This window comes from Streptococcus mitis bv. 2 str. SK95 (assembly GCF_000222705.1).
Classification (GTDB): domain Bacteria; phylum Bacillota; class Bacilli; order Lactobacillales; family Streptococcaceae; genus Streptococcus; species Streptococcus mitis_AY.
Genome location: NZ_AFUB01000041.1, coordinates 1 through 23847, shown reverse-complemented (window position 1 = coordinate 23847; position 23847 = coordinate 1). Strand labels below are relative to the sequence as shown.

Sequence of the window (23847 nt, the reverse complement as noted above, 5' to 3'; positions counted from 1 at the left end):
TTTCTTGTCTTGTTCTAAAAATTTAAACATAGGTTCAAACGTTTTTTCAAATTCGTACTGTTCTTTTGTTCTGTTTTTGGGAATAGTTTCTTCACCTAAAGTACATCCATTCAGTGCAAAAAGTGTCAAAAGCATTAGCATTACACTAACAACCCAAAATAATCCTTTTTTCATTTCTTTCTCCTAAACATTCTACGTCTATTATACCACACCTCCATTTTCATCTGAAATGGTTTCCATTTTAAGACAAAAAAACACTGATCATTCAGTGCTTTTTGTTTGAATTACTGCCCCCTGCAGGAATCGAACCTGCAACTACTCCTTAGGAGGGAGTTGTTATATCCATTGAACTAAGGGAGCTAGAGAAAAACTCTGCTGGATGAGCAGAGTTTTTAGTCGAATTAACGACGGATTTCTTTGATACGAGCTGCTTTACCTTGAAGAGCACGCAAGTAGTACAATTTCGCACGACGTACTTTACCGTAACGAACAACTTCGATCTTTTCAACACGTGGAGTGTGGATTGGGAAGATACGCTCAACACCTACACCGTTAGAGATTTTACGAACTGTGTAGTTTTCTGAGATGCCAGCACCTTTACGTGCGATAACAACACCTTCAAAAATCTGGATACGTTCACGGTTTCCTTCGACAACTTTCGCGTGTACACGAACAGTGTCACCAGGACGGAATGATGGGATATCTGTACGAAGTTGACCTTCAGTCAAGCTTTGGATTAATGGATTCATTTTATTCTCCTATCTTTGTCAATCTTGAGGAACCTTCCTCAGCGGATAAACTGTATTTTTGTGCGTCCATTACACACAAGATACAGTTTACCAAATTTCCACCTAAAAGTAAAGGAATTTATAGCAGAATTCCTAAAAAAATCGCTAGAAAACCGCCTATATAAGTTAAGAGAAAGTAGCTATAAAACACCTTCTTGTCACTTAATAGTCTTTGCAGCTCGTCATTCAAGGTTGAAAAGGTCGTCAACCCACCACAAAAACCTGTCGCAAGGATAGCATAGACTTCCTTGGACTCCACATGATTGTAGAGTAGGCCAATTAAAAAACATCCTAGAAGATTGGCTATGAGAGTCCCTAAAGGTAATTTTGAAGCTTGATTATAGCGGGAAAAGAAATAACGAACCAAGGCTCCGAACCCACAAGCAATTGCAAGATAAACGATTACCATTTCTTCCTCCCTAGAACATAAGCCAAGAGCAGACCTCCGCCAATACTCAAAAGTAGGTAGATGCCCAAACTAAGATAACGCTGGGTATCGAGCAATTTCACAGCATCCAAAAGCAGACTAGAAAAAGTTGTTAGCCCACCACAAAATCCTGTCCCCAGCGCCAAAACCAAGCCTTTACTAGTTCCCTTATAGACCAGAAAGCCTTTCACCAGATAGACCAGGCAGAAAATGCCCATATAGTTGACAAGGAGGGTTCCCCAAGGAAAGTCTGGACTGACTGGTAACCAAGTGGAAAGCAGGTAGCGGACAAGGCCTCCCAACATGGCAGCTAGAAAAATCCCTAGCGGATAAAATTGTTCTCTTTTCATTTGATGTTTTGATCCTGATAATCACGCGAACGTTTAAGAATATCTGAAAAAGTCGCAACAATGGTTTCTTGATAGCGCTTATCTTCTACTCGATTTTTGACTTTTTCAAAAATAACTTCTTCTCTCTTAGAATCTAAGATTGGCTTACCAGATGCTTTTTTATAAGCGACAACCCCTTCAACTAGGTGCATTCGTTCTTCTAGGAGCTTGACGATCTGGTCGTCGATTTGATCAATTTCTTGCCGAATAATATCTAAATTCATACAGTCTTCTCCTTTATTTGAATTATTGTATCAAAAAGCTTCTAAATAGGCTAGTAAAATCCCAAAATAACTAATAAAAAAACGCACCGACTCCTTCCAGTCAGCGCAGTTTGATTCTTATCCTACTTTTGCAGCCAATTCTTCTGCGAATTGTTCCAAGCGTTCGATGTCTTCTTCTTCGGCAGAAAGATCAACTTTAACACACTCTGAACCTTTTTCTGCTCCTGTCGCTACAAAAACGCGATCAAAGTCATCGACAGCCTTACAGAATTCGTCGTAGAAGGTGTCACCTGAACCAACAACTCCATAGATTTTCCCATTCAAGTTGAGGTCAGCCAAATCTTCGTAGAAGTCCATCATCTCATCTGGTAATTCTCCATCACCATAAGTATAGGTCGCAACGATAGCGATGTCTGCTTCTAAGAAGTCTGAAGCGTCAACAGTTGTACACTCATCCACATCGACATCCAAGCCTAATTCACGCAATTTGTCTGCAACAATATCTGCAATTTCTTCGGTATTACCGGTCATACTGGCAAATACAATTTTTGCTAATGCCATATCGTCCTCCTCAATTTATCTTTCTCCATTATATCATATCTTTTTCATTTTAAAAATAAAAATTCTTGTGCTACAATGAAATGAGAAAGAATTGAGGTTATTTATGGAAATTTGTCAGCAAATTTTAGAGAAAATCAAAGAATACGATACCGTCATCATTCATCGTCATATGAAACCAGACCCTGATGCCTTAGGGAGCCAAGTGGGCTTGAAAGCTCTTCTCACACACCATTTTCCAGAAAAGACCATCAAAGCAGTCGGTTATAACGAACCAACTCTAACTTGGATGGCGGAAATGGATACTGTCCAAGACAGTGACTACCAAGGAGCCCTTGCTATTATTTGTGATACAGCGAATCGTCCTCGTATCGATGATAAACGCTATGAACAAGCTGATTTCACCATCAAAATCGATCATCATCCTAATGATGATGTTTATGGCGACCTATCTTGGGTGGATACAAGTTCAAGCAGTGCCAGTGAGATGATTGCTCTATTTGCTCAAGAAAACCAACTAACTTTGTCTAGCGAAGCGGCACGACTTCTCTATGCAGGAATTGTCGGAGACACAGGGCGTTTTCTCTACCCGTCAACTAGTGCCCGTACCTTTAGAATAGCTGGCCAGCTCCGAGAAGTTGATTTTGACTTTGCTGGGTTGTCTCGTCAAATGGATACCATGAGCTTCAAGATTGCAAAATTGCAAGGTTTTGTCTATGATCATTTGGAAGTTGATGTGAATGGAGTCGCACGCGTTCTGCTTACTCAAGAAATCCTGAAAGAATATAAGGTTACGGACGCTGAAACAGCAGCGATTGTTGGAGCACCTGGTCGAATCGATACCGTTAAGGCTTGGGCTATCTTTGTTGAGCAAGCTGATGGTCACTTCCGTGTGCGTATGCGCAGTAAAATGACCCCTATCAATGAAATTGCCAAACAACACGACGGAGGAGGACATCCATTAGCCAGTGGCGCCAATTCCTATAGCCTAGAAGAAAACGAAATCATCTATCAAAAGTTAAAAAACTTGCTTAAAAACTGATAAAATACTTGCCAAACTTATCAGAATCTGATAGACTAGTAAGGTAACAATCTATGGCTCGCAAAGAGACCATGGCAGAAAGGAAATATTGCAAAATGAAAAAAGATATCCATCCAGAATATCGCCCAGTTGTCTTCATGGACACAACTACTGGTTACAAATTCCTTAGCGGTTCAACTAAGCGCTCTAACGAAACTGTTGAGTTCGAAGGCGAAACTTACCCATTGATCCGTGTGGAAATTTCATCAGACTCACACCCATTCTACACTGGACGTCAAAAGTTCACCCAAGCAGATGGACGTGTGGATCGTTTCAACAAAAAATACGGTCTCAAATAATCATAAAAAGAACAGTTACCACTGTTCTTTTTTTACTTCTTTTTATGTTTTTATGAACCAACCACTACTATTATCTCAATATCAAGCTTCAAGCTAGTGCCGAAAACTAATTTGAACAAGTTTAAAAAATATCAAAAAGAAGTTTGATATTGAGAATAGTTAAGATAATGGAAACTGCGTATCCTAGGATTGTGTTCCACTTGGCATTGGTGAATTCTCCCATCAGTGACTTTTTAGAGGTTAGATAAATCAAGGGGAAAATTGAAAACGGAAGAGCGATTGAAAGAAAGACCTGTGAATAGACCAATAACTGATCCAAGGTTTTTTCTTGATGTCCAAATAAAACGGCGACTATAATCACAGGTAGCAAGGCAAAAATACGGGTACCGATACGGATAAGCCACTGAGGCAATCTTAGATGTAAGAAACCTTCCATGACAATCTGTCCTGTCAAAGTGCCTGTAATGGTCGAATTTTGACCACTTGCTAAGAGGGCTAGAGCAAATAAAGTTGACAAGGTTGAGCTGGCTATCGCTCCTGCTATTGTCGAATCCTGTAAAGCATTGTACATTTGGGAGAAAGCTGAAATTTCAGATGCATGACCAAAAAAGAGGGAGGCACCTAAAATGAGCAGCAAGGAATTAACAATAAAGGCTAGGGACAACTGAAGATTTGAATCCCAGGTCATAAAACGCACGGCTTTTCGAACATCCTTCTTATCTTTGTGATTGATTTTCCTTGTTTGGGATAGAGAGGAATGGAGATAGAGATTATGGGGCATGACTGTCGCTCCTACAATCCCTAGAGCCAAGGTCAATTGACTTTCATGACCCGGTAACGGTGTTTCAAATAAAGTTGAAGTTGGCAAATAACCACCAATGATCCCCTGGATACTTGGATTGGATAAGGCCACAAGATAGGTAAAGATGGCTAATATGGTTAAAATAAGGGTCGTAACAATAGCTTCAATTTTTTTGAAACCAAATTTCATCAACAACAACAAAAGAAACACATCTAAAACGGTTAAGAGGATAGCAATCATAATCGGTATTTTAAACAAAAGATTTAAGGCAATCGCTGAACCTAGAACCTCAGCCAAGTCTGTCGCCATTAAAGCTAATTCTAAAATCACCCACAAACTATAGCGAATCCACTTGGGAGCATGATGAGCTGTGGCCTGCGCTAGGTCCATCCTAGTCACGATACCGAGCTTCCCAGCCATCTGTTGTAGCTGCATAGCAATGATGGATGAAATTAAAATAACAAATAAAAGGCTGTACTTGTAGGAGGCACCACCAACCACACTGGTGATCCAGTTTCCAGGATCCATGTAGCCAACTGCCACAAGTGCACCAGGTCCTAAGAATGCTTTTAGATTTTGCCAAAAATGATTGTTATTTGGAGTCTCAATAGATTGATTGATCTCAGAAAGAGAGACTTTTTCATAAGAGGACATAGGGATTTCCCACTTTCTAATCTGTCTTTACATATTTCTTAATAGAATATTTTTTTGAAAGAATGGTGAAAATAGTTTACCTATTTCCAATTCACCCTTATTATATCACATTTTAGAATGATTCCTAAGAAAACAAATGATAGTTGAAATAGGCAATATCAGTATTGTAAAAGCCAGCGTTTTTTGACGCTGGCTTTAAAACTGTGAAAAATATTTCTCAACTAGATCGCTTCTGTGACAAAACTGCGACTTTCTAATACCTTGAGCATGGCATCTGCTGTGTCTAGGGCTGTAAAGAGTGGCACACCGTGTTCAATGGCTGAACGGCGAATTTGCTCACCATCTTCGTCAGCAGTTCGTTTGGTTCCGACAGTATTGATGATCGCTTGAATTTTCCCTTTGCGGACAAAGCTTGGGATATCCTTCTCATCATCACCAATCTTACCAACAGGTTGAGCATGCAGTCCATGACTGGCAAAGAAAGATGCTGTCCCTTCTGTCGCGAGAATACCATAACCGATATTTTGAAAACGGCGAGCCAAGTCCAAGGCTTCTTCTTTGGCATCATCTGCTATGGTAAAGACTACATTTCCAAAGGTTGGCAAATGGAGGTAAGAAGCTTCAAAGGCTTTATAGAGGGCTTTTTCTAGAGTTGCATCAGATCCCATGACTTCACCTGTTGACTTCATTTCAGGACCGAGTAAGCTATCTACCTTAGCTAACTTGGTGAAGGAGAAGACTGGTGCCTTGATATGAACGCGTGTACTTTCAGGGTAAAGTCCATCTTGGTAGCCAAGTTCTTCAAGACTTTGCCCAAGAATGAGCTTAGTCGCTACCTGAGCCATAGGAATATTAGTTACCTTAGAAAGGAATGGAACCGTACGGCTGGCACGTGGATTGACCTCAATAACATAGACTTTTTCATCCTTGATGACAAACTGGATGTTCATCATACCAAGACAGTTAAGACCGATTGCTAGGCGTTTAGTATAGTCAGCGATTGTTTCTTGCACCTTTTGCGACAAGGTTTGTGGAGGATAGACAGCCATTGAGTCACCTGAGTGGACACCGGCACGTTCGATATGCTCCATGATACCAGGGATGAGGACATTTTTTCCATCTGAGATGGCATCAACTTCACACTCTTGCCCAACGATGTAAGAATCAACAAGAACTGGATGATCTGGACTTGCCTTAACAGCGGTACGCATGTAAGAACGGAGGTCTTCTTCGTTTTCAACGATTTCCATGGCACGTCCACCCAAGACATAAGATGGGCGAACGAGGACTGGGAAGCCAATCTTGCGAGCTGCAAGCACTGCTTCTTCTTCATTAGTTGCTGTTTGACCAGGTGGCTGTGGAATATCCAAGTCTTTAAGGGCTTGCTCAAAGAGGTCACGGTCTTCGGCACGGTCTAGGTCAGCGACTTGCGTACCAAGGATGGTAACACCTGCTTTTGCCAATGGCTCAGCAAGATTGATAGCTGTTTGACCACCAAACTGAACAATAACACCTTTTGGTTGCTCAAGATCAATGACATTCATGACATCTTCGAATGTCAATGGTTCAAAGTAGAGCTTATCAGATACAGAGAAGTCCGTAGAAACGGTCTCTGGGTTTGAATTCATGATGATGGCCTCATAACCAGCAGCTTGAATAGCCTTAACAGAGTGAACAGTTGCGTAGTCAAACTCAACCCCTTGACCGATACGGATTGGACCTGAACCTAGGACAAGTACAGCTTCCTTATCAGACTTGATAGACTCATTTTCCCATCCATAGGTTGAATAAAAGTATGGTGTTTCAGAGTCAAACTCCGCCGCACAGGTATCGACCATCTTGTAAACTGGGACAATCTTGTTTTCCAAGCGAAGGTGGCGAACCTGGCCAGCTGTCGTTTCCCAGAGTTCAGCAATCTTACGGTCTGAGAAACCATTGATTTTGGCAGTTTTCAAGACTTCTAGATCTTGTGGATGGGCACCCAATTCTTGCTCAATTTCAAAGATGTGCAAGAGTTTATCTAGATAAAAGATATCAATCTTAGTCAATTCAGCAATTTCTTCTGGTGTGTAGCCACGGCGAATGGCCTCTGATACGTAGAAGAGACGATCATCTTGGGCTTTGACAACTTTTTCAATCAAGGCATCATCAGAAACGGTTGCAAGTTCAGGCATTTCATTGTGGTGAACCCCAATTTCAAGTGAGCGACAGGCTTTTAGAAGAGATTCCTCAATGTTGCGACCGATAGCCATGACTTCCCCAGTCGCTTTCATCTGGGTACCAAGACGGCGCTCACCCTTTTCAAACTTGTCGAATGGGAAACGAGGAATCTTGGCAACTACATAGTCCAGGGCTGGTTCAAACATGGCGTAGGTTGAACCTGTAACTGGATTGATGACCTCATCTAGGGTCAAACCGACGGCAATCTTAGCTGCCAATTTAGCAATCGGATAACCCGTCGCCTTAGAAGCAAGGGCTGACGAACGCGATACACGCGGGTTTACTTCGATAACATAGTACTTGAAGCTATGGGGATCAAGGGCCAGCTGAACGTTACATCCACCTTCAATCTTGAGAGCGCGGATAATGCTCAAGCTCGCGTCACGTAGCATTTGGTTTTCATAGTCTGACATGGTTTGCGCAGGAGCAAATACGATAGAATCCCCTGTATGAATCCCCACTGGGTCAAAGTTTTCCATGTTACAAACAACGAGGGCATTGTCAGCTGAATCGCGCATGACTTCGTACTCGATTTCCTTGAAGCCTGCAATCGAACGTTCAATCAAACATTGGGTAACAGGTGACAATTTCAACCCATTTTCAGCGATTTCACGTAGTTCTTCCTCGTTGGCACACATACCACCACCAGTACCACCTAGGGTAAAGGCTGGACGGACAATGACTGGATAGCCGATTGATGCCGCAAAAGCAACAGCTTCCTCCACTGTGTTGACAATTTCAGATTCTGGAATTGGCTGCTCAAGCTCTTCCATCAATTGTTTAAAGAGATCACGGTCCTCAGCTTGGTCAATGGCAGATAGTTTAGTACCCAGAAGCTCTACTCCAAGCTCATCTAAGATGCCATTTTTAGACAATTCCATAGCCATATTGAGCCCTGTCTGACCACCGAGAGTAGGCAGCAAGGCATCTGGACGTTCCTTACGGAGAATACGTGTCACAAACTCAAGTGTAATCGGCTCGATGTAGACCTTATCCGCAATCTCCTTGTCCGTCATGATGGTTGCAGGGTTTGAGTTTACCAAGACAACTTCATAACCTTCCTCTTTCAAAGACAAGCAGGCCTGGGTCCCAGCGTAGTCAAACTCAGCAGCCTGACCAATAATAATCGGACCAGAACCAATCACCATAATTTTTTGAATATCAGTACGTTTAGGCATTTATAAGATATTAAGGGCGTCAAGCGGACAAAGCTAAAATAGGAGTTATGACGAAGAACTATAAGTTCTAGGAATAACTATCTTTTTAGCACCGTCCGTAGCCCGTATTCAGTTCAGCAAATACGGACCACCCTTCTCCTTTCTATTCGTCGCCTCACAGGGCGACATTAAATAAATTCTCCGATGATTTTTCAATAATAAATCGAGTGTGAAAATGTTCAGCATCTCATTGCTCAACTAAAAGAAAGGACTTGCCTTTTTATTCGACAAGCCTCTGACAGAGTTTCCTATATCAGCGATTAGCAGATTTAAACGACTCCATCATTTCGATAAATTCATCAAAGAGATAGCTTGCATCGTGCGGTCCTGGAGCTGCATCTGGGTGGAATTGCACAGAGAAACCTGGTTGGTATCTGTGACGCACGCCTTCAACTGACTTGTCATTGATTTCTTCGTGGGTAATAATCAAATGCTCTGGCAAATCCTCACGGCTAACCGCATAACCATGATTCTGGCTAGTAAAGTCTACTCGGCCTGTTGCAATCTCACGCACCGCGTGGTTAAATCCACGATGACCAAACTTCATCTTGTAGGTCTTGGCTCCATTTGCCATAGCAAAAAGTTGGTGACCCATACAGATACCAAAGATAGGAATTTCCCCTTGCACACCACGAATCATATCGAGTGCCTGGGGAACATCTTCTGGGTTACCTGGACCGTTTGACAACATGACCCCGTCAGGATGGAGATGGAGAATTTCTTCTGCTGTTGTTGTGTATGGAACAACGGTCACGTTACAATTACGTTTAGAAAGTTCGCGTAAGATGGAGTGTTTGAGACCAAAGTCGACCAATACGACACTCAATCCAACTCCAGGAGCAGGATAAGCTGTCTTAGTAGATACTTGCTTGATATTATCTGTCGGTAGAACTGTCGCTTGGAGCTGGTCTATGATATGATCCATGGTATCACCAACATGCGTAAGGGTTGCACGCATGGTACCATGCTTACGGATAATTTTTGTCAGAGCACGTGTGTCAATTCCTGAGATACCTGGAATTTTCTTGGCTTTCAAAAATTCATCCAAGGTCATTTGATTGCGCCAGTTGCTGGCTCTACGCGCTTCTTCAAAAACTACTACTCCCTTACAGGTAGGAGTGATTGACTCGTAGTCGTCACGGTTAATTCCATAATTTCCCACCAAAGGATAGGTAAAGGTTAAGATTTGTCCATTGTAAGACTGGTCTGTTATGGATTCTTGGTAACCGGTCATCCCTGTATTAAAGACGATTTCACCTGTTACATCAATATCTGCTCCGAAGGCCTGGCCTTCAAATACTGTACCATCTTCTAATACTAGAAGTCGTTTTTTCATCTACTCACCTCTCGTTGATGCTCTCAGACATCTTTTAACGCTTTGTGCCTTATTTTGCTTTTCTATAGGCCAACACAGATTCTAAAATTGCCATTCTGACAAAGACACCGTTGGTCATTTGCTGAACAATGCGTGATTTCGGTGCTTCTACCAAGTGATCAGCGATTTCCACATCACGATTGACTGGAGCTGGGTGCATGAGGATTGCTTTTTCTTTCAAGCGGTCATAGCGCTCTTGTGTCAAACCATGCTGAATATGATAGTCTTCTTTTGAAAATCCTGTCACAATTTCATGACGTTCATGCTGCACACGAAGAAACATCATAACATCTACTTGATCAATCACCTCATCAATTGATACAAAGCGACCGTAATGTTCAAATTCCTCACTTCTCCATTCCTCAGGACCTGCAAAGTAAAGCTCTGCTCCCAAGCGTTTAAGGATTTGCATATTAGACTTAGCTACCCGTGAGTGGTTTAGGTCGCCAGCGATAGCCACCTTAAGACCTTCAAAATGTCCAAATTCTTCATAAATTGTCATCAAATCAAGCAAACTTTGGCTAGGGTGTTGCCCTGAACCGTCCCCACCATTGATAATAGAAGTTGTGATGGTCGGGCTAGCAATCAATTCTCTGTAGTAGTCCACCTCTGGGTGACGAATGACACAGGCATCTACTCCTAGTGCAGACAGCGTCAAAATCGTGTCATAGAGTGTTTCACCCTTATTCACTGAACTGGTCTTCACATCGAAATCCAATAGATCAAGTCCAAGTTTCAATTCTGCTACCTCAAAGGATTTGTGGGTACGAGTTGAACTTTCAAAGAAAAGGTTGGAAACGATATGCTGTTCCTCATAAGAAGCACTCGCTCCATTTTTAAATTCAATTCCGCGTTTGATCAATTTCATTACTTGTTCTACAGTAAGGTCTTCCATAGAAACTACGTGTTGCAAAGCTTGTTGATTTTCTGACATTTTTTTACTCCTTTTAGTGTTTTAGGCTTGTTCTGTGATTAGTACTCTGTCTTGTCCATCTAGTTCTGTCATCTCTACGATAATTTCTTCAGAACGACTGGTTGGGATGTTTTTTCCAACATAGTCCGGACGGATTGGAAGTTCTCTGTGGCCACGATCAACCAAGACTGCCAAACTCACACGAGCAGGGCGACCATGGCTGACGATGTTGTCAATAGCAGCTCGGATAGTCCGACCAGTGTAGAGTACATCGTCCACCAAGATGACTTCCCGATCTGTCACATCAACAGAGATTACAGAGGTATCTTCTCCACTTTTGACATCGTCACGGAAAGGCTTGGTATCCAGTTCTACCACTGGAACTGAAAGAGATTCTAACTGTTCCAAACGTTCTTGGATACGGCGAGCGATAAAGACACCTCGCGTTTTAATACCAGCCAAAACGATTTTATTCAAATCTTTGTTTCGCTCAATAATCTCGTAGGTAATCCGAGTAATCGCTCGTTTGACGGTCAATTCGTCTACAACTTCTTTTGTCCTCATGACAAACCTCCAAAAAGAAAAGTCTCCTTAACAAGGAGACTTCAGAATGTATAGCCAAGCCAGCTCTACTGTAAAGAGTATAGACTTCTGCTATCTATTGATCCGACTCCTTGCCTGCCTCACGGGACAGGTTTAAAGGAATATTTTATTGTTATTACTATATCACAAAGAAAGGGGCAATGCAAGAAAAAAACATAAAATTTTCATCTTATAACGAACTAAAATCATATAATTGTGGATAGTGATCGCATTCTGGGTTCTTTGGGTGACAGATAGCCCGTCCAAAGTAAATCATAGCCTGATGGGCTGCCAACCATTTCTCTGGAGGCAGAACATCCATGACACGTTTTTCTACTTCGAGGGGCGTAGCTGATTTTTTAACGATATCGTGATGCTTACAGATACGCTCAACATGAGTATCAACTGCAAAGGCTGGAATTCCAAAGCCCACACTCATGACTACGTTGGCTGTTTTGCGTCCAACACCTGCTAGGCTTTCTAATTCCTCTCGAGTCTGAGGCACTTGACCATTAAAATCGTCTAGTAACTGCTGGGCACATTTTTTAAGAAATTTAGCTTTATTGCGATAAAGTCCTAGACGGGAAATGTGTGAGGCAATTTCACTTTCAGTCGCGACAGACATGGCTTGAGGCGTTGGAAAGGCTGCAAAGAGGCCTGGTGTGGCCTTATTGACTGCGGCATCTGTCGTCTGAGCTGACAACATCACTGCAACCAAGAGTTCAAAATGATTGGTAAAATCAAGACTAGGCTTAGCATCTGGAAAAAGGGCGATAATTTCCTCTATGACATGACGGGCACGTTTCTTGGATAAAACCATCTACTCGTCTCCATCAAATAGTCCTTGCAAGCCTGCAAATGGACTGTTTTCTTCTTTCTTGACTGCTTGTTGGGCCTGGTATTCTTCCTCAGTCATGATTTGCCAGTCATTTCCAGACACAAAACCTTGTCCCGCCTCTTCTTCTGCCGTCAAGACCTTGATTGGAATATTGAGCAAGATATTATCTGCTACGCTCTCAGCAAGGTCGATTTCCCCATTTTCGATAGGCAAGACCAAGTCATCATCTAAAACTTCTTGATCTAGTTGGTTGGTCGCTCCCTCCATGAAAACCTCTGTGACTGGATAAGACTCTGCCAACTCAACTGGCTCCATACTGCGGCTGGAAGCAAGAACGATGGTATAAGATAACTGATAATCTAGGAAATACATACGGTCTTCGTACTGGACCTTTCCCACTGCTACGATATCTTTGACATCTAAAATTTCTTGATTACGGGTACGTAAGTCTGCGACAAGGTCTAAAGTTTGTTCAAAGTGTAGGCCTTCAGGCTGCTTACGAATTTCTTGAATGTTTAACTTCATATTTCCTCCATAAAGATTTACTCACTTGATTATACCATGAAAAGGCTATAACTCAGCCTTCCAAACTTTGATATTAAAATCTCGTTTTTAACATATTTACTATGACATATTTTCTGTTTAGTGCTATACTATAGGCAAGAATGCATCAGAGCAAGGAGGATGCTCATATGGAAGACAAAGCACTCATCACTGAAGCTTACCAACTCCTATCCGAGTTAAATAAAAGCTACCAAAGCTGCAAACAAGGTACAGCCGATGATTTCCGTCTACAAGAACTGCTGAACAGCACTCTCAAGGAACTTAAAAAAGCGGAAAAGCTTGACAACAGTATCTTAATCGACCTTGAGAAATTTTACCAACGTACCAGTCTACTGATTGGACTGGGGAGCCTAAAACTAAACGACCAAGCACGCACCGCTTGGCGCAACTATGATAAGTTCCATTACGAACATGTCAAACACGTACTGACTCTCTATGGACCTGTTTTTGGATTTTAGAGTTTAGAATTTTGGATTTTCTATTGACAAAATTTCCTAAAAGGTATAGGATAGAGGTACTAATACTCGGAGGTAAGGGAGACATGAACAACTAAGTCTATCAAATAAAGAAACTTTATTTAGTAGATCGTGTTTTTGTCTCTTTTTGCATGCTCTTTTTGTACTAGATCATCTAGTGCTTTATCCACTTTGAAAATCAAAAAACTAGAAAGCTAACCATCTGCTCCTCTTGGGTTGGATTAGGCAAGTCTAAGCTAGTTTGAAGAGATTTTCGACGTGGATAATGGAGTTTTTGACAGTGACTTTGGGCTCTACTAGGTAAAGTAGAGCTTTTTGTTATGCACAATGGACATTCTAGAAAGGGCAAGAATATGATAAAAATCAATCATCTGACCATCACACAAAACAAAGATCTACGAGAGCTTGTTTCTAACCTAACCATGACTATCCAAGACGGGGAAAAGGTTGCTATTATTGGTGAAGAAGGAAATGGCAAATCAACCTTGCTACGAGCTTTAATGAGGGAAGCTTTGCCTGATTTCACTATCAAAGGAGACATCCAGTCTGACCTTCAGTCACTGGCCTACATTCCTCAAAAGTTACCTGAGGAGCTAAAAAATAGAACTCTACACGACTACTTCTTTTTAGATTCCGCTGATTTAGACTACAGTATCCTCTATCGTTTGGCTGAGGAGTTACATTTTGATAGTGATCGCTTCGCTAGTGACCAAAAGATTGGGAGCCTCTCAGGGGGCGAAGCTTTGAAAGTTCAACTCATCCATGAGTTAGCCAAACCATTTGAGATTCTTTTTTTAGATGAACCTTCAAATGACCTGGACCTTGAGACTGTTGATTGGCTAAAAAGTCAGATTCGAAAGAGCAGGCAAACAGTTATTTTTATTTCGCACGATGAAGACTTTCTCTCTCAAACGGCAGATACTATTGTCCACTTGCGACTGGTCAAGCATCGGAAAGAAGCGGAAACGCTAGTAGAGCATTTAGACTACGATAGCTATAGTGACCAGAGGAAGGCTAGTTTTGCCAGACAAATCCAGCAAGCTGCTAACGACCAACGAGCCCATGATAAAAGCATGGAAAAGCATCGTCGCGTTAAGCAGAATGTAGAAAATGCTTTGCGAAATACTAAAAATGATGTTGCTGGGCGCCTATTGGCTAAAAAGATGAAAAATGTCCTTTCTCAAGAAAAACGCTACGAAAAGGCAGCTCAGTCCATGACACAAAAGCCACTTGAAGAGGAACAAATCCAACTCTTCTTCTCAGATATCCAACCATTAGCGGCTTCTAAAGTCTTAATCCAACTAGAAAAGGAAAAGTTGTCCATTGGCGAGCGCATTTTAGCTCAGGAGTTGCAACTCACTGTCCGTGGCCAAGAAAAAATCGGTATCATCGGGCCTAATGGTATTGGGAAATCGACCCTGTTAGACAAGTTACAGCAACTGCTAAGCGACAAAAGAGAAATTTCCCTTGGTTTTATGCCACAAGATTACCATAAAAAATTGCAATTGGATTTATCTCCAGTAGCCTACCTCAGCCAAACTGGACAAAAAGAGGAACTACAGAAAATCCAATCCCACTTGGCTAGCCTCAACTTCAGTTATCCAGAAATGCAGCACCAAATCCGCTCCTTATCTGGTGGTCAACAGGGAAAACTGCTTCTTTTGGATTTAGTTCTACGAAGACCAAACTTTCTCCTTCTCGATGAACCCACACGAAACTTTTCTCCCACTTCTCAACCCGAAATCAGAAAACTCTTTGCCTCTTATCCCGGCGGTCTGATCACTGTTTCGCATGACAGACGCTTCTTAAAGGAGGTCTGTACGAGTATCTATCGTTTGACAGAAAATGGTTTGAAAGTTGTTGATTTACAAGATTTATAACTTTTGAACATGGCAAAAATCCAGAGAAATTTCTCTGGATTTTGTTTACATTTGTTTCAAGCGTTCGATTCGTTCTGAGATAGGTGGATGGGTATAAAAGAGTTTTTGTAGTCCGCCACCTTCCTTGGGATCATTGATATAAAGAGCGCTGCTGGCATCATCGACATGGTGATGCATCGGCTCGCTATTGTCCAACTTGCGCAAGGCATTGATCATCCCTTGAGGATTGCGAGTCAGCTCCACACTGGATGCATCCGCTAAAAATTCTCGCTGACGGGAAATGGCTAATTGCACCAAGGTTGCTGCTAGGGGAGCCAAAACAATGGCTAAGAGAGAGATAACAAGCATGATAATCTCTAGACCATTTCCATCACGATCATTATCATTCCGTCTTCGACCAGAGCCACCCCACCACATCATCCTACCAGCCATACTAGATAGCAGTGTAATGGCACTAGCAAGGGCAACAGCAATGGTCGAAATGCGGATATCGTAGTTTCGGATATGACTGACTTCATGCCCCATAACTGCTTCTAGCTCCTCACGATTCATGATCGCTAGAAGACCCGAAGTGGCCGCAACTGCCGCATTCTGAGGGTTGGAACCTGTTGCAAAGGCATTTAAGGAAGAATCCTCAATGATGAAAACACGCGGCATGGGAATCTGAGCGACCATGGCCATATCTTCTACTACATGGTAGAGGTCTGGTGCCGTTTGCTCATCAACTTCACGCGCCCCATTCATAGACATGACAATCTCTGTCGATTGGAAAATCATGGTTAAGGCATAGACAAGACCGATGATTAGGGCTATGATGATGCCTCCAAGACCTGAACGCATGAAGAGATAGCCAACCGCATAACCAACCAAGGCCAAGAGTAGGAAGAAAACCAGCAACAAAATCCAGGTTTTCCGTTTATTGCTCGCAATTTGATCAAACAGCATCTTAGTCACCTAAACCGCTAAAGTCAACTTTAGGAACTGCCTTTTCCTCTTCAGGTGTTTGAAGGAAGTCTGCAGCCTTAAAGCCAAATAGTCCTGCGATGATGTTACTTGGGAAACTTTCAAGTTTTACATTGTAGTTGCTGACAACACTGTTGTAGAGTTGGCGTGAGTAGGAGATTTTATTTTCTGTATTTGTCAACTCTTCTTGCAACTTGATAAAGTTAGCACTAGCTTTCAAGTCTGGGTAATTCTCTGCTACTGCAAAGATTCCAGAAATCTGGCGAGTAAGGGCATCACTGGCCTTCATCGCTTCAGCTGGTGAGGTTGCTGCGGCTACTTGTCTACGAAGTTCTGTCACCTTTTCCAAGGTAGAACCCTCATATTTGGCATAGCCTTTGACTGTTTCAATCAAGTTTGGGAGGAGATCATTACGACGCTTCAACTGAACATCGATCTGGCTCCAAGCCTCCTTGGTTTGCATACGATTTTTAACCAAACCGTTATAGCTAACAATCACAAAAATAACAATAAGAGCCAAAACTCCAAGAATAATCCAAGTCATAATCTTATTCCTTTCTGCTTTTAGATTAATACCAGTATATCAAAATTTTAATGAATATGGTAAAATAAGATGATACTAGAGAAGGAAATAACTATGAAACCAGAAACATTTTACGACTTGCTAGCGGAGCAAAATCTTCCACTTTCTGATCAGCAAAAAGAACAATTTGAACGGTATTTTGAACTCTTGGTCGAGTGGAATGAAAAGATTAACTTGACTGCTATTACAGACAAAGAAGAAGTCTACCTTAAACACTTTTATGATTCGATTGCCCCCATCCTACAAGGCTTGATTTCAAATGAAACTATCAAACTTCTTGATATCGGGGCTGGGGCAGGATTTCCTAGTCTTCCTATGAAAATCCTCTATCCTCAGTTAGATGTGACCATCATTGATTCGCTCAATAAGCGCATCAACTTCCTTCAACTATTGGCTCAGGAGTTGGATTTGGATGGTGTTCACTTCTACCATGGACGGGCAGAAGACTTTGCTCAAGACAAGAACTTTCGTGCCCAGTTTGATGTGGTGACGGCTCGTGCGGTTGCCCGTATGCGGGTTTTGTCTGAGCTGACCATTCCTTATCTTAAAGTCGGCGGAAAACTATTGGCACTCAAGGCCAGCAATGCTCCTGAGGAATTATCTGAAGCCAAGAATGCTCTCAACCTCCTCTTTAGCAAGGTAGAGGACAACCTCAGCTATGCCCTCCCAAATGGAGATCCGCGCTACATCACTGTGGTCGAAAAGAAAAAGGAGACGCCTAACAAGTACCCAAGAAAGGCTGGCATGCCCAACAAACGCCCGCTTTAATCCTATCAATAGCACGCCCTTGTTTAAAGTTGAATAAAAATGATTTACAAAATCATTCCTCGCTCTTACATTTTTAGGCTCGGAAAAAATGATTTACAAAATCATTCCTCGCTCTTACATTTCTGGGCTCGGGAAAAAATGATTTACAAAATCATTCCTCGCTCTTACATTTCTGGGCTCGGGAAAAAATGATTTACAAAATCATTTTTTTCTGCTATACTATCCTAAGCAAAGGTTTTTAATGTCATCCCGTGAGGTGACGAAGACGCATAAATATATGAAGTTCTTTAAGAATGGAATAATCTTTTTTAAAGAAGTCTTACTCTGAGAGCCTATTGCTGTAAAATAATGGGCTCTTTTTTGATGCCCAAAAGTGAGGTTTATATGAAACAAGAATCAACTATTGATTTGTTACTAGACGTTGACCAACGTCCTTCAGCTGGTAAAGGTATTCTTTTAAGCTTCCAGCACGTTTTTGCCATGTTTGGTGCAACCATCCTAGTTCCCTTAATTTTGGGAATGCCTGTATCTGTTGCTCTCTTTGCATCAGGTGTTGGGACACTCATCTACATGATATCAACTGGCTTTAAAGTTCCAGTCTATCTCGGATCATCCTTCGCCTTTATCACGGCCATGTCTCTAGCTATGAAAGAGATGGGTGGCGATGTATCGGCCGCTCAAACAGGGGTTATCCTGACTGGTTTGGTTTATGTCCTTGTGGCTGCAAGTGTTCGTTTTGCAGGTACAAAATGGATCGATAAACTCTTACCACCAATCATTATCGGACCCATGATCATCGTTATCGGTCTTGGACTGGCAAATTCAGCTGTTACGAACGCTGGACTTGTAGCAGACGGAAACTGGAAGAACGCTCTTGTAGCTGTCGTGACGTTCTTGATTGCCGCCTTTATCAATACAAAAGGAAAAGGTTTCCTTCGTATCATTCCTTTCCTCTTTGCCATCATCGGTGGGTACATCTTCGCAGTGACACTTGGTTTAGTTGACTTTACTCCAGTCTTAGAAGCCAACTGGTTTGAAATTCCTGGTTTCTACTTGCCATTTAGTACAGGCGGGGCCTTCAAAGAGTACAACCTCTACTTTGGTCCTGAAACAATCGCTATCTTGCCAATCGCAATCGTAACCATCTCTGAGCACATCGGTGACCATACCGTCCTAAGTCAAATCTGTGGGCGTCAATTCCTGAAAGAACCAGGTCTTCACCGTACACTTCTCGGTGACGGTATCGCAACATCTGTATCTGCCTTCCTCGGTGGACCAGCTAATACGACTTACGGCGAAAATACAGGAGTTATCGGTATGACTCGTATCGCTTCTGTCTCTGTTATCCGTAACGCTGCCTTTATCGCAATTGCTCTTAGCTTCCTTGGTAAATTTACTGCCTTGATCTCAACAATCCCTAGTGCTGTACTTGGTGGGATGTCTATCCTTCTCTACGGAGTTATCGCCAGCAACGGTTTGAAAGTCTTGATCAAGGAGCGTGTTGACTTTAGTCAAATGCGTAACCTCATCATTGCTAGTGCAATGCTCGTACTTGGACTTGGTGGAGCCATCCTCAAAGTAGGACCAGTTACCCTTTCAGGTACTGCCTTATCAGCTATGACAGGTATCATCTTAAACTTGATTTTGCCACACGAAAATAAAGACTAGTCATCTATACACAAAAAATCCACTCAATTGAGTGGATTTTTCTGATTCTTACCTTCCCCAGGCAATCAAGAGATACATGAGGCTAGAACCAAACATATCTGCTAGAGCATGCATGAGGAAAAATGGCAAAAGATTTTTAACCTTATACTTGTAAAGAAAATAATAGAATAGGCCATAAACGACACCAATAACCAGTGCCCACACCAATCCTTGATAAGTGTGAAAAGAAATCCGAATGATGGTAGAATAAAGCAAAACCCACCACTTGTTCTTTTCTTTCACTGAGGTCAATAATCCTAGAAAGAAAAACTCTTCATAGAAGCCATTTAGCAAGGCATAGGCAATTGCCATCGGACTAAGCGCTAGGAATTTCCGTATAATTTCCATGGGATCTATGTGGGCAAAAAGAGCTGGATTTAAGTAATTGTATTCACCAGTTAGTGTCGTCACCAGGTCTCCAAACAATCCCACAATGGCAAATATAAAAGGAACCCAAAAGAGAAGGGACCAGGTCCAACGAATGGGAAGTTGTTTGAAATCATAATTCCGAATCAAAAGGTAAAGAAAGGTCAAGGTCAGAAGTATCACTTGCAGGGTGAAGTTGCTCAAATAGCCTACTCCCTCGCCAGCAGTATTACTTGCCGTATCCATTGTAGTTGACAGACCTGTCGGAAATATACTTGCTAAAAAGAGCTTCGTTGAGCGAATGATAAACTGACCAAACATTAGAACTGTAATAATCAGAATATCAAACCATCTCAAGTAGCGCAGGGGCTTAGTTGGGTGAATGCTTTGTAAAATTTTCATATTTCCTCCTTCTAGCAATTAAAGATTGGTTTATTGTAAGAAAAGAAACTTAAAATTTTATAAAATTCTACCCCTATTCCTTATTTGTAATCAATATTTCGATAGGATATTCAAACCAACCACTTTTTACGAGTAACTAGTTTCTCATTCAACCTTCTGTTTATTTTCTATCAACAAATCTTTCAAAGAAATGATGACTACCGCAAGTAAAATCATAGCCATACCGACAAAATCAATTGCATAGAATTGCTCTTTCATAATCAGAAAGGCAAAGAAAACAGCAGAGATGGGCTCTATGGAAACCAATAAACTGGACTTAACAGGGCCTATCATACTAGCTCCCTTTAGGAAAGCTGTATAGGCAAAGACCGTTCCAATGATGATAATGCCAGCAAATGCAAAAAGAAAATCCAAGCTGGTCGGTATACTGGCCTGCAAAACCCCTGTAAAGGGAATAGCCCCTACACCAGAAATAACCATGCCCACACCAATCACCAACATGCTTCCCCATTTCTTAATCAAAGTGATAGGAAGAATGATATAAAGGGCGTAGGTCAAGGCAGAAAAGAGCCCCCAGAAAAGACCCGCAGGTGTGACCGACAACTGGTCAAGTTCCCCATGAGTCGCGATAAGAAAAGTTCCTCCAATTGCTAAACCAATTGAAATAATCTCAGCCAGAGTCGGTGCTACCTTGTCCTTGATACAAGTATAAATCAAGATCCCAACAGGACATACATACTGGAGAACCGTCGCCGTTCCAGCATTGGTTTCCTGAATGGCAGAGAGATAGGCAAACTGGTTTAAGAAAAGTCCAAACAAGGCAAATAACAAGAGAGAGAAAAGGCTTTTTCTGTCTTTTAAAAAAGCATAGAGTTTATCCTTTGAAGTCGCATAAGTTAAAAAAACCAGAGCCAATCCTGCAATAATGAGCCGCAGATTGGTCAAGACTAAAGCGGAAATTCCGTGTGCCATCAGGTATTGGCCACTGGTTCCAGACAAGCCCCAAGCAATGCCTGCAACTACTGTAAATAGCGTTCCTTTTACGTCTTTTGACATGCTTTCTCCCTACTCTACCCTACGAATCATATCCATGACTTGGTTTCGATCGATTATCCACTGGGCACGCTCATCCTTCTCATACGTTCGATTGGATAAAAAGATAGCGGCTTCTTGTTTCTCTCTATTCCACATGATGAAGGTACCTGTATAGCCCGTATGGTCGAGCCAGGTCCCCTCCAGATTCCAGGCTAACGAACGCTCCTTATCATCTAAGGGAGAGTAATTTCGGCTCAAATCTGCTGCAAAATCATCTTTCAAGTAATGCTCCAGAAAGTTTTGTAAATCCTTAACAGTTGAAAACAAACCAGCACTTCCAGCATGTTTGCCCAAAAGACGAGCTTTGGGATCGTGAATACTGCCTGCCTCCACTCCTCTCACTGTTGGTACAGCAAACTCAACGGGGCCAAACACTGTTTCCTTCATCCCCCATGGGTTCAAAACTTGCTTCTGTATGATCTGATCCAAGTCTTGGTCAAAGATTTTTTCCAAAAGAAAGCCTAAGAGTAAAAAGTGAACATCCGAATATAGAAAAGTAGGCTGACTACGTCTATTCAGATGAAACATGGCCTCTCTTAACTCCTCAGCACTTAACTGGTCCCGATTGGGAATAAAGGGATCTAAGTCTGTAGCATGGGTCAAAAGTTGACGAATAGTGATATCTGGGTAATCACATTCAGCTAAAAAATCCGTCACTGGTCGATCAATATTTAATTTACCTTGTTGCCACAAGAAGGTAAAGACTGTCCCTACTCCCACGACTTTACTCACACTGGCTAAGTCATAGACTAGCCCTGACTCTGTTTTTAATCCTTTCTCGGGATCACTCAAGCCTAGGTAGGATTCTCTCCATTCTCCGTCCTTAAAATACGCAAAAGAGGCCCCGGGATAGACCCCTGCCTCGATTTGATCTCCTATTTTTCTTTGAATTTTTTCCCACTTCATGCTTCTTCAAACCACAATTCGATGTTATTGGTATCTTTACCAAGGAAGAATTTTTCAGACTTTGGAATAAAATAGTCTGTGCCTTCAAATTTCTGACGAAGACTAGTTAAATCTAGATCCTTTACCAAAAATTTCAGCATAGACAAGTCCCAAGTAACATTGTTTTCAATAGCCAAATCTGGCCCTTGCCCTTGAGTAAATGTGATAACTGTACCCACTTTTTCAGGATCAAGTAAACTCTCCGTCCCCTCAGGCAAGCGCAACTCCATAGAAATCTCAAATTGACTCAAATATTTTATACTTGTATTTGAAGAAAATTCAGGGACAGTTTCCAGTGGAATCAAATCTTCCATATGATTTTCCGCATGAACAAGAATCACATCCTGTTCAGGAGAAACAATCTCAAAGGCATAACCACGGCTTCCTTTAAACAGGCGAGGAAGAGACTTCATCTGTGAAAGAAGAGCCTCTATTTCTGAAGGATTTTCTACTTTTACCAAGAGTCTAGCTAACTTCTTAAGCCCTTCAACTCTCCGAGTTCGCATACTGGGAGCCTCTTCGAGAATCAACCTCTCAACACCTGTTTGGTCACCAAGTGAAAGGAAAGCAGATTCTTCTAATAAGGGCTTCATCCCAAGAGTTTCAATGTAAAATTTTTCATTTAATTTTCGGTTATTGACCTTCAAAGTCGGAATAATTTGTATCATTTGATTTGCATTCATAGCTTCCTCCAACTCTTTTATTTTAAAGGATTTTAGGATTTTTTACAAGCTATTCTACTTAAATTCTAGAATTTTTTACAAAAATTTCCGATAAAAAAACTGGGGTTCCCCAGTTTCATTTCTTATAGGTAAAGTAGTTTAAAGACTGCTACTGCTGCAATACCTGCTGCAATTGGAGCTACAACTGGAACCCATGCATACCACCATTTTGAATCACCCTTGTGTTGACCAAGAACTGATTTTGGAAGGAGTTCGTGAAGAAGACGTGGTCCAAAGTCACGAGCTGGGTTCAAACCAGGTCCAGTAGGTCCACCAAGTGAAGTTACCAAAGCCATTACTAGGAAACCAAGTCCTAAATGAGCAACCGAAAGTCCAGCAGCTGTGTGTGGTGCTACTTGAGCTTTTACTGCCAATTCACTTAAGTCAACAGTTTGACCAGCTTGAGTAGCCATTTGTTTCATGTATTGAAGAACCTCAGCACCAAAGAAGTTTTTAGTCATTCCTAGGGCTGCAAAGAACAGAATAAACGATCCGACAAACTCATTGATAAAACCATTTACACTTGCTGCGAAACGTGATTCTTTTGTACCGTGATCAACACTTGAAATTGTTGAGAAAGTACCCAAGATATTGTTTGGATTTTCTGTTTTCAAGTAGTATGGACGGTGAGTCGCTACAACCATAGCTTGACCAAAAATCGCTCCTAAAACTTGCGCAAGGATATAATATGGCACTTGTTCCCAAGGGAAAAGTCCACTCACAGCAAGTCCAAGTGTGAAGGCTGGGTTGATGTGGTTCCCAGATACATTACCGAACATCAAGGCTGGGATCATAACCCCCATACCGTAACCAACCGCGATAACGAGCCAGCCACTTTGGTGACCTTTCGTACCTTTAAGTTCAACGTTAGCAACTGCACCATTACCAAGAATGATCAGAATGGCAGTTCCCAAAAATTCAGTGGCATATTTAATAGCCCATGTAAAATCCATTTGATAGATTCTCCTTAATTTTTTTAGACAATCCTTATTCTATCAATTTTTAGGCC

At 41.7% G+C, this 23847-nt stretch carries 25 protein-coding genes and 1 tRNA gene; 6 read left to right on the top strand and 20 right to left on the bottom strand.

The genetic code is table 11. The features are described 5' to 3' along the window. Window positions 1-288: 288 nt before the first annotated feature. From HMPREF9965_RS08620 to HMPREF9965_RS08595, 6 genes are all read right to left on the bottom strand, one after another. Window positions 289-360: transfer RNA gene (locus HMPREF9965_RS08620), tRNA-Arg, on the bottom strand. A 41-nt stretch (window positions 361-401) separates the two neighbouring features. Beyond that, window positions 402-749, bottom strand: a complete 348-nt coding sequence (rplS, locus tag HMPREF9965_RS08615) for a 50S ribosomal protein L19 (protein ID WP_001068669.1) — start codon at window positions 747-749, stop codon at window positions 402-404. Between the two features lie 118 nt (window positions 750-867). After that, window positions 868-1197: a fluoride efflux transporter CrcB gene (gene crcB, locus HMPREF9965_RS08610; protein ID WP_000237395.1), complete on the bottom strand. Its 330-nt coding sequence runs from the start codon at window positions 1195-1197 to the stop codon at window positions 868-870. Next, entirely contained in the window at window positions 1191-1565 is a 375-nt protein-coding gene (crcB, locus tag HMPREF9965_RS08605; RefSeq protein WP_004243708.1) for a fluoride efflux transporter CrcB, read from the bottom strand. Before crcB (HMPREF9965_RS08605) ends, crcB (HMPREF9965_RS08610) begins: the two co-directional genes overlap by 7 nt. Then, window positions 1562-1828 (bottom strand): chorismate mutase, encoded by a 267-nt coding sequence (locus tag HMPREF9965_RS08600; RefSeq protein ID WP_001046954.1) that lies wholly within the window; start codon window positions 1826-1828, stop codon window positions 1562-1564. Before HMPREF9965_RS08600 ends, crcB (HMPREF9965_RS08605) begins: the two co-directional genes overlap by 4 nt. Before the next feature lie 117 nt (window positions 1829-1945). Further along, window positions 1946-2389, bottom strand: a complete 444-nt coding sequence (locus HMPREF9965_RS08595) for a flavodoxin (protein ID WP_001162133.1) — start codon at window positions 2387-2389, stop codon at window positions 1946-1948. Window positions 2390-2492: 103 nt separating this feature from the next. Between HMPREF9965_RS08595 and HMPREF9965_RS08590 the strand changes: the two genes are divergently transcribed. Both HMPREF9965_RS08590 and HMPREF9965_RS08585 read left to right on the top strand, forming a co-directional pair. Next, window positions 2493-3428: a DHH family phosphoesterase gene (locus tag HMPREF9965_RS08590; protein ID WP_000401797.1), complete on the top strand. Its 936-nt coding sequence runs from the start codon at window positions 2493-2495 to the stop codon at window positions 3426-3428. Between the two features lie 95 nt (window positions 3429-3523). Continuing rightward, window positions 3524-3766 (top strand): type B 50S ribosomal protein L31, encoded by a 243-nt coding sequence (locus tag HMPREF9965_RS08585; protein WP_000710762.1) that lies wholly within the window; start codon window positions 3524-3526, stop codon window positions 3764-3766. A gap of 121 nt (window positions 3767-3887) precedes the next feature. On the opposite strand, the gene HMPREF9965_RS08580 is transcribed toward HMPREF9965_RS08585, so the two are convergent. From HMPREF9965_RS08580 to HMPREF9965_RS08550, 7 genes are all read right to left on the bottom strand, one after another. Continuing rightward, window positions 3888-5222: an Nramp family divalent metal transporter gene (locus HMPREF9965_RS08580; protein WP_000100448.1), complete on the bottom strand. Its 1335-nt coding sequence runs from the start codon at window positions 5220-5222 to the stop codon at window positions 3888-3890. A gap of 221 nt (window positions 5223-5443) precedes the next feature. Further along, the gene (carB, locus tag HMPREF9965_RS08575) at window positions 5444-8620 is read right to left on the bottom strand and encodes a carbamoyl-phosphate synthase large subunit (RefSeq protein WP_004243710.1); all 3177 of its coding nucleotides are present in this window, start codon (window positions 8618-8620) and stop codon (window positions 5444-5446) included. 292 nt (window positions 8621-8912) lie between these two features. Next, window positions 8913-9995 carry a carbamoyl phosphate synthase small subunit gene (locus tag HMPREF9965_RS08570; protein WP_000746723.1) on the bottom strand — a complete coding sequence of 361 codons (1083 nt, stop codon included), beginning with the start codon at window positions 9993-9995 and terminating at the stop codon, window positions 8913-8915. Window positions 9996-10044: 49 nt separating this feature from the next. Beyond that, window positions 10045-10968 carry an aspartate carbamoyltransferase catalytic subunit gene (locus tag HMPREF9965_RS08565; protein ID WP_001293858.1) on the bottom strand — a complete coding sequence of 308 codons (924 nt, stop codon included), beginning with the start codon at window positions 10966-10968 and terminating at the stop codon, window positions 10045-10047. Window positions 10969-10989: 21 nt separating this feature from the next. Next, window positions 10990-11511, bottom strand: coding sequence for a bifunctional pyr operon transcriptional regulator/uracil phosphoribosyltransferase PyrR (gene pyrR, locus HMPREF9965_RS08560; RefSeq protein ID WP_001259298.1), 522 nt, complete (start codon window positions 11509-11511; stop codon window positions 10990-10992). Between the two features lie 208 nt (window positions 11512-11719). Beyond that, a complete protein-coding gene (gene nth, locus HMPREF9965_RS08555; protein ID WP_000244438.1) occupies window positions 11720-12349 on the bottom strand; it encodes an endonuclease III in 630 nt (209 codons plus the stop codon). After that, complete coding sequence (locus HMPREF9965_RS08550; protein WP_000773204.1) at window positions 12350-12892, bottom strand: YceD family protein; 543 nt, start codon at window positions 12890-12892, stop codon at window positions 12350-12352. 167 nt (window positions 12893-13059) lie between these two features. Here HMPREF9965_RS08550 and HMPREF9965_RS0102500 point away from each other — a divergent pair, with 167 nt between their 5' ends. Together HMPREF9965_RS0102500 and HMPREF9965_RS08545 are read left to right on the top strand one after the other, a co-directional pair. Beyond that, entirely contained in the window at window positions 13060-13389 is a 330-nt protein-coding gene (locus HMPREF9965_RS0102500) for a hypothetical protein (RefSeq protein ID WP_000389548.1), read from the top strand. 338 nt (window positions 13390-13727) lie between these two features. After that, a complete protein-coding gene (locus HMPREF9965_RS08545) occupies window positions 13728-15287 on the top strand; it encodes an ATP-binding cassette domain-containing protein (RefSeq protein WP_004243715.1) in 1560 nt (519 codons plus the stop codon). 45 nt (window positions 15288-15332) lie between these two features. On the opposite strand, the gene htpX is transcribed toward HMPREF9965_RS08545, so the two are convergent. Both htpX and HMPREF9965_RS08535 read right to left on the bottom strand, forming a co-directional pair. Next, window positions 15333-16232: a zinc metalloprotease HtpX gene (gene htpX / locus HMPREF9965_RS08540; protein WP_000895741.1), complete on the bottom strand. Its 900-nt coding sequence runs from the start codon at window positions 16230-16232 to the stop codon at window positions 15333-15335. Between the two features lies 1 nt (window position 16233). Then, a complete protein-coding gene (locus tag HMPREF9965_RS08535; protein WP_000219838.1) occupies window positions 16234-16794 on the bottom strand; it encodes a LemA family protein in 561 nt (186 codons plus the stop codon). A 93-nt stretch (window positions 16795-16887) separates the two neighbouring features. Between HMPREF9965_RS08535 and rsmG the strand changes: the two genes are divergently transcribed. Together rsmG and HMPREF9965_RS08525 are read left to right on the top strand one after the other, a co-directional pair. Then, window positions 16888-17601 carry a 16S rRNA (guanine(527)-N(7))-methyltransferase RsmG gene (gene rsmG / locus HMPREF9965_RS08530; protein WP_000801925.1) on the top strand — a complete coding sequence of 238 codons (714 nt, stop codon included), beginning with the start codon at window positions 16888-16890 and terminating at the stop codon, window positions 17599-17601. Window positions 17602-17985: 384 nt separating this feature from the next. Beyond that, window positions 17986-19269: a uracil-xanthine permease family protein gene (locus tag HMPREF9965_RS08525; protein ID WP_004243713.1), complete on the top strand. Its 1284-nt coding sequence runs from the start codon at window positions 17986-17988 to the stop codon at window positions 19267-19269. A gap of 48 nt (window positions 19270-19317) precedes the next feature. On the opposite strand, the gene HMPREF9965_RS08520 is transcribed toward HMPREF9965_RS08525, so the two are convergent. The 5 genes from HMPREF9965_RS08520 to gla all read right to left on the bottom strand — a co-directional run bounded on the left by HMPREF9965_RS08520 (window position 19318) and on the right by gla (window position 23791). Next, window positions 19318-20076: a CPBP family intramembrane glutamic endopeptidase gene (locus HMPREF9965_RS08520; protein ID WP_000698661.1), complete on the bottom strand. Its 759-nt coding sequence runs from the start codon at window positions 20074-20076 to the stop codon at window positions 19318-19320. Between the two features lie 144 nt (window positions 20077-20220). Next, on the bottom strand, window positions 20221-21132 hold the full coding sequence (locus tag HMPREF9965_RS08515; RefSeq protein WP_000031239.1) for a DMT family transporter: 912 nt from the start codon (window positions 21130-21132) through the stop codon (window positions 20221-20223). A gap of 9 nt (window positions 21133-21141) precedes the next feature. Continuing rightward, window positions 21142-22077, bottom strand: coding sequence for a serine hydrolase domain-containing protein (locus HMPREF9965_RS08510; protein ID WP_000870779.1), 936 nt, complete (start codon window positions 22075-22077; stop codon window positions 21142-21144). Then, window positions 22074-22799, bottom strand: a complete 726-nt coding sequence (locus tag HMPREF9965_RS08505; protein ID WP_000993348.1) for a CppA N-terminal domain-containing protein — start codon at window positions 22797-22799, stop codon at window positions 22074-22076. Before HMPREF9965_RS08505 ends, HMPREF9965_RS08510 begins: the two co-directional genes overlap by 4 nt. A gap of 122 nt (window positions 22800-22921) precedes the next feature. Beyond that, window positions 22922-23791: an aquaglyceroporin Gla gene (gla, locus tag HMPREF9965_RS08500; protein WP_000348105.1), complete on the bottom strand. Its 870-nt coding sequence runs from the start codon at window positions 23789-23791 to the stop codon at window positions 22922-22924. Window positions 23792-23847: the final 56 nt, after the last annotated feature.